This is a genomic window from Citrobacter sp. Cpo091, assembly GCF_030332645.1.
GTDB lineage: Bacteria > Pseudomonadota > Gammaproteobacteria > Enterobacterales > Enterobacteriaceae > Citrobacter > Citrobacter portucalensis.
On record NZ_JAOWHL010000040.1, the window covers coordinates 294161 to 307329 of the forward strand.

The window sequence follows — 13169 nt, forward strand, 5'->3', positions numbered from 1 at the left end:
CGTCGGGCATAAAAACCCGCAATCTTGCTTTTTAATTTTTTTCGCTGACCAGAAAGCTATTAAACTGCGGCGACATCCAGGTTTTAAACCCCTCACCCTCTTTCACAATCATATAGACCGCCAGCCCTTCACGACGCACGACTTCTTTGGCCTTTTCCGGGCCGAGCACCATCAATCCGGTATCCCAGCCATCGGCTTCCAGCGCCGTTGGCGCAATCACCGTTACGGACACCAGATTATGTTCGATCGGGCGACCGGTTTGCGGGTCGATAACATGGGAAAGGCGCTTACCGTCCAGCTCATAATAGTTCCGGTAGCTGCCGGAGGTGCTAATGCCGTGCCCGTTAATGTCGACAATCGCCTGCACCGCGTTTTCACGATCGGTGGGTTTCTGGATTGCCACTCGCCACGGATGCCCTTCAGCATTCATTCCCCTGCTGTTCAGCGCACCACCAACGGAAACCAGATAACGGGAGATCCCCTCTTGCTCCATCAATCGAGCCAGATGATCGGCGGCGTACCCTTCACCAACGGTCGAGAGATCAACATACAGATCCGGCAAGTCTTTTTGCAGGTAGTTCTGATGCGCTTCATTCACAACTTTCAGATGAGAAAGCCCGGTTTGCGCTTTTGCAGCGTCAATTTGCGCTTGGGTGGGAATATGCAACGGCTGCTGATCCGGGCCAAAGCCCCACAGGTTGACTAACGGCCCCACGGTGATATCCATGGCCCCATCGGTTTTTGCACCAATGCGTAGCGCCGAAGTCACGATATCCGCCATGGCGTCGTTAACCGGCCACGGCGACAGGCTTTTCGACAGGTTAAAGCGCATTAACGCAGAATCGTTTTTATAGGTGGAGAGCAGTTGATCATCGGCATCAAGCTGAGTCTGGATCTTGGCCTGCAGTTCCCTGGCGCGTTTGGCATCTACGCCTACCACACTGACCCGCCAGAAAGTGCCCATCGTTTTACCTTCCAGAACCGTGGCAGGAATTGTGGTCTGAGCAGGTTTCGGGGCCTCATCGCACCCGACAAAAAAGATCGTCACAGCCAGCAGTGCTGCGCGATAAAAATTCATTTCCATACGTAATTATCCTCATGCGAACGGGCGCAAGAGTACACCAAAAATCGTTGTTTGTACGGCGAAAAAACGGCATTAAAAAAGGCCCCGCAGGGCCTTTGATAGACATAATCTAGATTAGAACTGGTAAACCAGGCCCAGTGCTACGATGTCATCGGTGCTGATGCCAGCATCACGAGTGAACTGGTTGTCATCCAGCAGGTTGATTTTGTAATCAACATAGGTGGACATGTTTTTGTTGAAGTAGTAGGTCGCGCCAACATCAACATATTTCAGGATATCTTCGTCGCCATAGCCGCGGCCCAGGTCTTTACCTTTGGACTGCAGGTAAGCCACGGACGGACGCAGACCGAAGTCGAACTGGTACTGCGCAACAGCTTCGAAGTTCTGTGCTTTGTTAGCCCAGCCCAGAGAGCCCGCACGCGTTGCGTTGTAGGTCTGGGTGTACTGTGCTGCCAGGTACACGTTGTTCGCGTCGTATTTCAGACCACCAGTGTAGGTTTCAGCACGGTCGCCAGTACCGAAGTTCAAACGGTTCTGCTCGTCAGTACGTTTGGAGCTGGTGACAGCAGTACCCAGTGCGAAGCCTTCACCGATATCATAAGTGATAGATCCGCCAACGCCGTCGCCGTTTTGACGCAGCGCGTCACGACCGTTGTTGGTCACGCCAGTGAACGTTCTGCCGTTCTCGTCTTCGCCGCTTACGCTACCGTTTTTACCCTGATACTGAATGGCAAAGTTCAGGCCATCAACCAAACCGAAGAAGTCGGTGTTACGGTAGGTCGCGAAGCCGTTACCACGCTGCTGCATGAAGTTGTCAGCACCGTAAGTATCGCCGCCGAATTCTGGCAGGACGTCGGTCCAGGACGTTACGTCGTAAACTACGCCGTAGTTACGACCGTAGTCGAAAGAACCTACGTCAGCGAATTTCAGACCCGCAAACGCCACACGCGTCCAGGCGTTGTTTTCACTTTCAGCCGCATTACCCTGAATCTGGTATTCCCACTGGCCGTAACCGGTCAGTTGGTCGTTAACCTGAGTTTCGCCTTTGAAGCCGATACGCATGTAAGTCTTGTCACCATCATCACCTTTGTTGTCGGAGAAATAGTGCAGACCGTCGACTTTACCGTACAGATCTAATTTGTTGCCGTCTTTGTTATAAATTTCAGCCGCATTCGCTGCGCCTGCTACCAGCAGTGCTGGTACCAGGAGGGACAGTACTTTAACTTTCATGTTATTAACCCTCTGTTATATGCCTTTATTGCTTTTTTATGCCACTGCATACTGATTAAGGTCATTAACCAGTCGGCAACTTCATTCTCCGCAAAAACACAGAATAATCCAACACGAATATGATACTAAAACTTTTAAGGTGTTTCATTTATCGGCATAGATGTTTCTAAATGTTAATACAAGGGAACTTTTTTAAAATCAAAAAACAGTAGAAATAAGCACAAATAATCAAGAATCATTTCAATTCACTTTAAAATCAATGAATTGCACAAAAATATCTTATAGCACTGAATGACAAAACAAAATCTTCACTCGCAACTAAAATAGACCCGCTATCATCATTAACTTTATTTATTACCGTCATTCATTTATGAATGTCTGTTTACCCCTATTTCAGCCGAATGCTCAGCGTTCGGTTTTTTTTTACCCTTCTTTACACAAAGCTTACCTTTCTGTGCTACCGATGAAAAACTATAACGACTATTAACTATCTCGTGGCATTGTGATCAGATATAAATTTGATAAATAATTTCTTGTTATTTAATGCTAAATGTATACTTTCCGTACAAATATTTGTACCCGCCTTTATCCACTGTACACCTTTGCACCGTCATGGCTGCAACAAAATGAGGCGTAAAAAATGCAAGCTATGCCGCGCGGTGTAAGTGTGGTAATTCATACATTACCCTTTATACTGCCCCTTCATCTTTCGCGTCGTTTAACAGGTCATAAACACGAATGAGTCAGTCTGACACAACGGTTTCCACCCGATTCTCCCTGTTACCAGGAAGTATTACCCGTTTCTTCTTATTACTGATCGTTGTGCTGTTGGTGATGATGGGTGTTATGGTCCAGAGCGCCGTCAACACCTGGCTAAAGGATAAGAGTTATCAGATTGTCGATATTACCCATGCCATTCATAAAAGGGTCGATACCTGGCGATACGTGACCTGGCAAATCTATGACAATATTGCCGCTACAACCAGTTCGCCAGGCGCAGATGGGCTACAGGAAACGCGTCTGAAACAAGATATCTATTATCTTGAGAAACCCCGCAGAAAGACTGAAGCGCTGATTTTCGGCTCGCATGACAGTTCTACACTGGAAATGACCCAGCGCATTTCAACGTATCTGGATACGCTGTGGGGCGCGGAGAATGTCCCGTGGTCAATGTATTACCTGAATGGTCAGGATAACAGCCTGATCCTCATCTCGACGTTACCACTGAAAGATCTTACCTCCGGTTTTAAAGAATCGACGATTGGGAATATTGTCGATTCCCGACGCGCTGAAATGCTGCAACAGGCTAATGCGCTGGATGAGCGTGAAAGCTTCTCTTCTTTACGCCGCCAGGTCTGGCAGAACGGACATTACTTCACGCTACGCACGACCTTTAATCAACCGGGGCATTTGGCCACCGTTGTCGCCTTTGACCTCCCCATTAATGACCTGATCCCTCCTGGGATGCCGTTGGACAGTTTCCATCTGGAACCTGATGCCACCTCAACAACCGAGCATGTTACTGAAAAAGAGTCACCAGACAGCGTCAGTATCAGCTTCAACAATGGCAAGATTGAAATCTCTTCAGCGCTGAATTCAACGGATATGCGACTGGTATGGCAAGTTCCATTTGGTTCCTTGCTGCTGGATACGCTGCAAAACATTCTGCTGCCGCTGTTATTGAACATTGCGTTACTGGCCCTGGCGCTGTTTGGTTATACCACCTTTCGCCACCTCCCTGCCCGTTCGACTGAAGTGGCGCCAAACCTTGCGGCAAATAATGAGCTGCGTGTTCTGCGCGCAATCAATGAAGAGATTGTTTCCCTTCTGCCGCTGGGATTACTGGTACACGATCAGGAAGCAAACCGCACGGTTATCAGCAATAAAATTGCCGACCACCTGCTGCCGCATTTAAATCTGCAAAACATTACCAATATGGCAGAGCAGCATCAGGGAGTGATTCAGGCCACCATCAATAATGAACTGTATGAAATCAGACTGTTTCGCAGCCAGATCTCCCCGAGAACGCAGATCTTTATCATTCGTGACCAGGACCGCGAGGTGCTGGTCAATAAGAAACTGAAACAAGCGCAGCGGCTGTATGAGAAAAACCAGCAGGCCCGCGCGGCCTTTATGCAGAATATTGGCAGCGCGCTGAAAGACCCCGCGAAAACGCTGGCTGCTAATGCCGCCGCGCTCAATACACCAGACAGCCAGAAACTGGCCAATCAGGCCGACGTTCTGGTGCGCATGGTGGACGAAATCCAGCTAGCCAACCTGCTGGAGAACGATGCCTGGAAAGGTGAATCCACACTGTTTTCCGTGCAGGCATTAATTGACGACGTGGTTCCGGAGGTTCTGCCGGCCATTAAGCGTAAAGGGCTGCAGCTGCTGATTAAAAATCACTTAAGCGCCCATGACGAACGCCGTGGCGATCGCGATGCCTTGCGCCGTATTTTGCTGCTGTTGATCCAATATGCGGTAACCACCACGCAGATTGGTAAAATCACGCTGGAAGTCGACCAGGATGAGTCAGAGGCCGAACGCCTGACCTTCCGCATTCTGGATACCGGGGAAGGCGTCACATTAAATGAAGTTGATAATCTCCATTTCCCATTCATTAATGACACGCAGGGCGATCGGTATGGCAAAGCCAACCCGCTGACGTTCTGGCTGTGCGATCAGTTAGCCCGCAAGCTTGGCGGACACCTGAATATTAAAGCACGGGAAGAACTTGGAACACGTTACATCGTCCATGTTAAAATGCCGCTGCACGATCAACATGCTGATAGTGAAGAGCGCCTGTTGGATGACGTCTGCGTAATGGTTGATGTCACCTCAAATGACGTACGTAGCATTGTATTACGTCAGCTGGAAAACTGGGGGGCAACCTGCATCACGCCTGATGAACGGTTGAATAGTCAAGAATATGATCTCTTTTTAACGGATAATCCGTCTAATCTTACTGCCTCGGGCTTGCTTTTAAGCGATGATGAGTCTGGCGTACGGAAAATTGGCCCCGGTCAGCTGCGCGTCAACTTTAATATGAGCAATGCTATGCAGGAAGCTGTCCTTGAGCTGATTGAAGAGCAGCTGGCACAAGAAGAGTTCCAGGAACTCCCCCTCGGCGGAGATGAAAACGCCGAACTTCATGCCAGTGGTTACTACGCTCTCTTTGTAGACACAGTACCGGATGATGTTAAGAGGTTGTATACTGAGGCGGCTATCAGCGATTTCGCTGCATTAGCCCAAACGGCCCATCGCCTGAAAGGCGTGTTTGCCATGCTTAATCTGGTACCCGGCAAGCAGTTATGTGAAGCGCTGGAACATCTTATTCAAGAGAAAGATGCTCCAGGTATAGAAAAATACATCAGCGACATTGACGTTTACGTCAAGAGCTTGCTGTAGCAAGGTAGCCCAATACATGAACACTATGAACGTAATTATTGCCGATGACCACCCGATTGTACTGTTCGGTATTCGTAAATCACTTGAGCAAATCGAGTGGGTAAATGTTGTCGGCGAATTTGAAGACTCCACTGCACTGATCAACAATTTGCCTAAGTTGGATGCGCATGTGTTGATTACCGACCTCTCCATGCCGGGAGATAAATACGGTGATGGGATCACGTTAATTAAATATATCAAGCGTCATTTCCCGAGCCTGTCGATTATCGTTCTGACCATGAACAACAATCCGGCTATCCTGAGCGCGGTACTGGATCTCGATATTGAAGGGATCGTACTGAAACAAGGCGCGCCAACCGACCTGCCAAAAGCGCTGGCCGCGCTGCAGAAAGGTAAGAAATTTACCCCGGAAAGCGTGTCTCGTCTGCTGGAGAAAATCAGCGCCAGCGGCTATGGCGACAAACGTCTGTCACCGAAAGAGAGTGAAGTTCTGCGCTTGTTTGCCGAAGGTTTCCTGGTTACTGAGATCGCCAAAAAGCTCAACCGCAGCATTAAAACCATCAGTAGCCAGAAAAAATCGGCAATGATGAAGCTCGGTGTGGAAAACGATATCGCACTGCTGAATTACCTCTCCTCCGTGACGCTGAGTCCGTCAGACAAAGAGTAATTCTTTATCACGTCAAAATGCCTGATGGCGCTGCGTTTATCAGGCCTACGAACACACAGCATCGTGCACGTTTCGTCGGCCGGATAAGACTAACGCCGCCATCCGGCTCTTTTATCCCCTATCCCCGCGTTTTTCTCACTCTTTCCGCATAGACCGCCAGCGTTTGCTTCAATACGTCTAAGGTCACCGGCTTGGACAGACAGCTATCCATACCTGATTCCAGACAACGCTGCTTCTCTTCGGCCAGCGCGTTTGCCGTTACTCCCACAACAGGCAGCGTTAACCCTAGCTGGCGGATACGCTGCGTCAGGCGATAACCATCCATGTTTGGCATGTTGACGTCACTCAGCACGATATCGATATGGTTTTTGCTGAGTACATTGAGCGCATCCACACCGTCATTCGCCGTTTTACACTGATATCCCAACGATCCCAGCTGATCGGCCAGTAAGCGCCGGTTGATAGGGTGATCGTCAACAACCAGGATCATCATGTCATCGTTCGTCGCACCTGCTTTATCCGGGGCTGGCAGCGCCGTGGAGAGATCTTCACTCCCCAGCTCTACGCTATAGATATGCGCCAACAGCGCAGGCAGCTCGTGCGGTGACGCCACGCTGTGTACCCATTCTCCAGGCTCTCTTTCCAGCGGAATGCCAATATGGCGGCGGCAGAAAATCACCGCTGCCCGTCCCTGCCAGGCCTGTTCCAGCACATCGTCAGCCACCAGCAGGTCATCCGCATCGGGCTGTTGTCCCTCATATCGCAGCACCGTCATCCCGTTACGCGTCAGGCTGGATTCGAGAAATTGGTACAGTGACGCATTGCGTACTGCCAGCCAGCAACGCGTGCCTGCCAATCCTTCAACACCCTTTTTCAGCGGATACTGTGCGCCATAAAGCGGAATACGCAGCGTAAACTGACTCCCCATTCCCGGCTCGGAATCGACGGAAATATCCCCATCCATCATGCTGATCAGTTTTTCACAAATCGCCAAACCGAGTCCCGTTCCCTGGAAATTACGCTGTACGCCAGTCCCCACCTGGAAGAAAGGATCGAACAACCGAACCACCTCTTTGGCAGGGATCCCTACACCAGTATCACGCACTCGAATGCTCAGGTAGTCGCCGCTGCACTGCACGTGCAGCACAATACAACCGGTATCGGTAAACTTGATTGCGTTACTCAGCAGATTAGAAATCACCTGTTGTAAACGCATCGGATCGCCATTCAGCGCCACAGGCACATCCGGGTCGATAAAGCAGTACAACCCCAACTGCTTGCGGACCACCAGCGGCAAATAGTTAGCCGTAATATGGTTCATGACTTCACGCGGTGAAAACTCTCGCGGCTCAATCTTCAGCTGTTCAGATTCAATTTTTGAGAAGTCGAGAATATCGCTGATAATTTTCAGCAGCAGGCTGGAAGAGTTATTCATCGCCGTTACCAGACGATCCACCCCACTCGGTAACTCTTTGGTTTGCAACAAATCAAGGTTTCCGATAATGCCATACAACGGTGTACGTAGCTCATGGCTCACCGTCGCAAGGAACATCGATTTGGACTGGCTGGCCTGTTCCGCCGCCTGCGCCATCTCCTGCAACGACTCTTCCATTTTAACGCGCGCACTGACATCAACCAGGACACAAATTGCCACATTTTCATTGCGATAGCGCGAGTGCACAAAGCTGATTTGCAGATTGGTATTGTTGCTGGTTAGCACATCAACAAAATTGACCTGTTGGCCGCAAATAATTTGCGTTAACCGCTGACGGTCTTCATGCGTCAGCATATTCAGATAGGTGTGCGCCAGTTCGTTACTCAGGATGTTAATCCCATCCATCGTGCGCAGAATACAAATACCCACCGGCGCAGAAGCTACGATTTTACGGTTAAACTGCTCATGTTCTTCCAGCCGCTGAGCATCGCTTTCCGCTGGAATAAAAATGCGCCGTTCATACATGCGCGTGAGCATAAACAATGCCGCGCCAACCAGCACGTTCAACAAGATAGCGTTCAGGATCATCATGCGGATTCGCTCCAGCACCAGATCGACCGGAACGGAATAAACGATGCTCAGGGAGGACGGAGGCAGATTCTTCTTCAATACCAGCTCGCGGAAACCCGGCGTGTAACCAAACCAGGAGCGTTCCTGCATCCAGTGGGGCTCAGCCTTAATATTCCCTTCAGGGCCAGTGAGCGAAATCAGCGCATGCCCATTTTCGTCGAGGATGGTCACGCCCATCGGTAAACTGCCCGGCGTGAAGAAATTCTCCATACGAATAGGCTGCTCTACGCCCAACAGCGCCTGGAGGCGATTGGCGAGGTAAACCGGCGTCAGCGCATAGAAATACCCTACTCCCGGACGTGGCCCCTGGCTGATCCAGAACAGGTTGTTGCCGTTTTCATCTTGCGTAGCATTGCGATACTTAATAATGCGCTCATGCAACGCCTTCAGGGCCTCGTCACGTTCGACAGGCATATCACGCAAGCCGAAATTGGCCATACAGAGGTTGTCGCTGCCAATCAGGAACACTCGATTTAAATCATAGGCGGCGGAAAAGTTGTCGCGCCAGTAGCGCATAAACCATGCCAGTGATTCCAGAGAACCTCGCCAGGCGTTGCCCATGACAGAACAGTCTGAGTCGGCAAACAACGGCTCAAAATTAGGCACGACGGTTTTATCATCTCGCGCCCGCAGCGACATCACACCGTTTTCTGCCGTTAAGCGATTCTCGGCAATATATTTAAGCTCTTTAATGACATCAGATGTGCGCTGAATGTAGCGCTGGGCTTGATCGGAGCTGAGATTAAGCTCCTGATGGATCTCTGACTCTCGCTGGTGCAGCGCATTCACAATGTAGAACACGGAGGCGAACGCAATCAGACACCAGATGACGAGCGCCAACGCTCTGAACAGGTAGCGTGAAACTTTTAGGGTTGAATGAACGGAAGCAAGGTATTTCAAAGGGGCGAAGCTCCGCCTCAGGGCATTAATAGAGTGTGGTTAAGGTAGCGGTAAATGTCTTTTGTCGCAATGCCATTAAAAAAAGGGCCGGATTTCTCCGGCCCTTTTTATAGCGTCTTAATTACTCGTCAACGTCATCCGCTGCAGCATCGTCATCGCTTTCCGCTTCAGGTGCGATATCCTCGTCACCTTCAGCTGCACTTCCGTCGATGGAGTCGAGCTCTTCATCATCAACCGGTTCAGCAACGCGTTGCAGACCCACGACGTTTTCGTCTTCCGCAGTACGGATAAGGATCACACCCTGGGTATTACGCCCTACCACGCTGATTTCCGACACGCGAGTACGTACCAGCGTACCTGCGTCGGTGATCATCATGATCTGGTCGGTATCTTCAACCTGCACAGCGCCAACAACGGAACCGTTGCGCTCGGTAACCTTGATGGAGATAACGCCCTGGGTCGCACGAGACTTGGTCGGATACTCTTCCGCCGCCGTACGTTTACCGTAACCGTTCTGAGTAACGGTCAGGATCGCACCTTCACCGCGCGGAACGATCAGCGATACCACGCTATCTTTTTCCGCCAGCTTGATACCGCGTACACCGGTCGCGGTACGACCCATTGCACGGACAGCATCTTCTTTAAAGCGTACCACTTTACCTGCCGCAGAGAACAACATGACTTCGTCACTGCCAGATGTCAGATCTACACCAATCAGTTCGTCGCCTTCGTTCAGGTTAACCGCAATAATACCGGCAGAACGCGGACGGCTGAACTCAGTCAGCGCCGTTTTCTTCACGGTACCGCTGGCGGTTGCCATGAAGACATTCACGCCCTCTTCGTACTCACGTACTGGCAGAATTGCGGTAATACGTTCGTTAGCTTCCAGCGGCAACAGGTTGACGATTGGACGTCCACGTGCGCCACGGCTTGCTTCCGGCAACTGATAGACCTTCATCCAGTACAAACGACCACGGCTGGAGAAGCAGAGGATCGTGTCATGGGTGTTGGCCACCAGCAGGCGGTCAATAAAGTCTTCTTCTTTAATGCGCGCTGCTGATTTACCTTTACCGCCACGACGCTGCGCTTCGTAATCGGTTAACGGCTGATATTTCACGTACCCCTGATGAGACAAGGTTACGACTACATCTTCCTGGCTAATCAGATCTTCGATGTTGATGTCAGCGCTGTTCGCGGTGATTTCGGTACGACGAGCGTCACCGAACTGTTCACGAATCAGCTCCATCTCTTCACGGATAACTTCCATCAGACGATCGGCGCTGCCCAGAATGTGCAGCAGTTCAGCGATCTGTTCCAGCAGCTCTTTGTATTCGTCGAGCAGTTTTTCGTGCTCAAGGCCGGTCAGTTTCTGCAAACGCAGATCCAGAATAGCCTGGGCCTGCTGTTCAGTCAGATAGTACTGACCGTCACGCACGCCAAATTCCGGCTCCAGCCATTCAGGACGCGCGGCGTCATCACCGGCACGTTCCAGCATGGCGGAAACGTTGCCCAGCTCCCACGAACGCGCAACCAGCGCAGCTTTCGCTTCAGCCGGGGTCGGCGCGCGGCGGATCAGTTCGATGATCGGATCGATGTTCGCCAGCGCAATCGCCAGCGCTTCAAGGATGTGCGCACGGTCGCGGGCTTTACGCAGTTCAAAGATAGTACGACGGGTTACGACTTCACGGCGGTGACGTACGAACGCGGCAATAATATCTTTCAGGTTCATGATCTTCGGCTGGCCATGGTGCAATGCAACCATGTTGATACCAAAGGAAACCTGCAGTTGGGTCTGGGAATAGAGGTTGTTCAGAACCACTTCCCCGACCGCATCACGTTTCACTTCAATCACGATGCGCATACCGTCTTTGTCAGACTCGTCACGCAGCGCGCTGATGCCTTCAACGCGTTTGTCTTTTACCAGCTCGGCGATTTTCTCAATCAGGCGCGCTTTGTTTACCTGATACGGAATTTCGTGAACGATGATGGTTTCACGACCCGTTTTGGCATCCGCTTCGACTTCCGCGCGTGCGCGAATGTACACTTTGCCACGACCGGTACGGTAGGCTTCTTCGATACCACGACGACCGTTGATGATCGCGGCAGTCGGGAAGTCCGGACCCGGAATATGTTCCATCAGCCCTTCAATGCTGATGTCTTCATCGTCAATATATGCCAGACAGCCGTTGATCACTTCGGTCAGGTTGTGCGGCGGAATGTTGGTCGCCATACCTACCGCGATACCGGACGAACCGTTCACCAGCAGGTTAGGAATTTTGGTCGGCATGACGTCAGGAATTTGTTCGGTGCCGTCATAGTTGTCGACGAAATCAACCGTTTCTTTTTCCAGGTCAGCCATCAGCTCATGGGCGATTTTCGACATACGGATTTCCGTATAACGCATCGCCGCTGCGGAGTCGCCATCGACAGAACCAAAGTTACCCTGACCATCTACCAGCATGTAGCGCAAGGAGAATGGCTGCGCCATACGAACAATGGTGTCGTAAACGGCGGTATCACCATGAGGGTGGTATTTACCGATTACGTCACCAACGACACGGGCAGATTTTTTATAGGCTTTATTCCAGTCGTTGCCCAATACGTTCATGGCGTAAAGTACGCGACGGTGAACCGGTTTCAGGCCATCTCGGACGTCCGGCAGCGCACGGCCAACAATGACCGACATCGCATAATCCAGATAGGAGCTCTTCAGCTCTTCCTCAATGTTGACCGGTGTAATTTCTCTCGCAAGGTCGCTCATCTAACCGCTATCCCTCTACTGTATCCCGGATTCAAAGGTCGCAAATTATAACACATCCGTGCAGATTCAGGTAAATGGATTCCCCCTGACAGAGGCTTTATTCATCCCGTCAGGCTGATATACTCATTTGCATCGCAAATTTAGGAGTAGAAGCCCCAATGAATGCCGAAAAACCTCCGGTAGCTCACAACGTTGACCATGAAGAAATTGCCAAGTTTGAAGCAGTCGCGTCACGCTGGTGGGATCTTGAGGGTGAATTTAAGCCGCTGCACCGCATTAACCCACTGCGTCTGGGCTATATTACTGAGCGCTCAGGCGGCCTGTTTGGTAAAAAGGTACTCGACGTCGGATGCGGCGGCGGTATTCTGGCGGAGAGTATGGCGCGCGAAGGTGCCACCGTTACCGGACTGGACATGGGTTTTGAACCGCTGCAGGTAGCAAAACTGCATGCACTGGAAAGCGGTATCCAGGTAGAGTACGTACAAGAAACCGTCGAAGAGCATGCGGAAAAGCATGCACATCAGTATGACGTTGTCACCTGCATGGAAATGCTGGAGCACGTGCCAGACCCACAGTCAGTGGTCAGAGCTTGCGCCAGGTTGGTCAAACCGGGTGGTGAAGTATTTTTCTCCACGCTTAACCGCAACGGCAAATCCTGGCTGATGGCGGTGGTCGGAGCGGAATATATTCTGCGCATGGTGCCGAAAGGCACGCACGATGTGAAAAAGTTTATTAAGCCTGCTGAATTATTAGATTGGGTTGACCAGACCGTACTGAAAGAGCGCCATATGACCGGCCTGCATTACAACCCCATCACCAACACCTTCAAACTTGGCCCGGGCGTTGATGTGAACTATATGGTACATACCACCGCCAAGGTTGATTAACCGCTCCTGTAGGCCGGATAAAGCGTGCAACGCCGCCATCCGGCATGCTTACTGGAACCATGCCTGATGACGTTTCGCTTATCAGGCCTACAAATCCTGTGCCAGATCATAAGAACTTTCCTTGCCTTAGATGAAGAAATCAGCACTCGATCAAATTTTCTATTTTT

7 protein-coding genes are annotated in these 13169 nt (G+C 50.8%); 3 read left to right on the top strand and 4 right to left on the bottom strand.

Features of this window, described 5'->3' with window-relative positions; all coding sequences use genetic code 11:
- Window positions 1–31: 31 nt before the first annotated feature.
- Together apbE and OGY04_RS20340 are read right to left on the bottom strand one after the other, a co-directional pair.
- Window positions 32–1084 (bottom strand): FAD:protein FMN transferase ApbE, encoded by a 1053-nt coding sequence (gene apbE / locus OGY04_RS20335; RefSeq protein WP_079934557.1) that lies wholly within the window; start codon window positions 1082–1084, stop codon window positions 32–34.
- Window positions 1085–1198: 114 nt separating this feature from the next.
- Window positions 1199–2314 (bottom strand): porin OmpC, encoded by a 1116-nt coding sequence (locus tag OGY04_RS20340; protein ID WP_048215883.1) that lies wholly within the window; start codon window positions 2312–2314, stop codon window positions 1199–1201.
- Between the two features lie 738 nt (window positions 2315–3052).
- Between OGY04_RS20340 and rcsD the strand changes: the two genes are divergently transcribed.
- Window positions 3053–5722, top strand: a complete 2670-nt coding sequence (rcsD, locus tag OGY04_RS20345) for a phosphotransferase RcsD (protein ID WP_286585960.1) — start codon at window positions 3053–3055, stop codon at window positions 5720–5722.
- 16 nt (window positions 5723–5738) lie between these two features.
- Window positions 5739–6389 carry a response regulator transcription factor RcsB gene (gene rcsB / locus OGY04_RS20350; RefSeq protein WP_003027592.1) on the top strand — a complete coding sequence of 217 codons (651 nt, stop codon included), beginning with the start codon at window positions 5739–5741 and terminating at the stop codon, window positions 6387–6389.
- Window positions 6390–6507: 118 nt separating this feature from the next.
- Here the strand turns inward: rcsB and rcsC are convergent, their stop codons facing one another.
- Both rcsC and gyrA read right to left on the bottom strand, forming a co-directional pair.
- Window positions 6508–9354, bottom strand: coding sequence for a two-component system sensor histidine kinase RcsC (gene rcsC, locus OGY04_RS20355; protein ID WP_008785313.1), 2847 nt, complete (start codon window positions 9352–9354; stop codon window positions 6508–6510).
- 121 nt (window positions 9355–9475) lie between these two features.
- Window positions 9476–12115 (bottom strand): DNA topoisomerase (ATP-hydrolyzing) subunit A, encoded by a 2640-nt coding sequence (gene gyrA / locus OGY04_RS20360; RefSeq protein ID WP_286585961.1) that lies wholly within the window; start codon window positions 12113–12115, stop codon window positions 9476–9478.
- A gap of 158 nt (window positions 12116–12273) precedes the next feature.
- Here gyrA and ubiG point away from each other — a divergent pair, with 158 nt between their 5' ends.
- The gene (gene ubiG, locus OGY04_RS20365) at window positions 12274–13002 is read left to right on the top strand and encodes a bifunctional 2-polyprenyl-6-hydroxyphenol methylase/3-demethylubiquinol 3-O-methyltransferase UbiG (protein ID WP_048234860.1); all 729 of its coding nucleotides are present in this window, start codon (window positions 12274–12276) and stop codon (window positions 13000–13002) included.
- Window positions 13003–13169 lie beyond the last annotated feature (167 nt).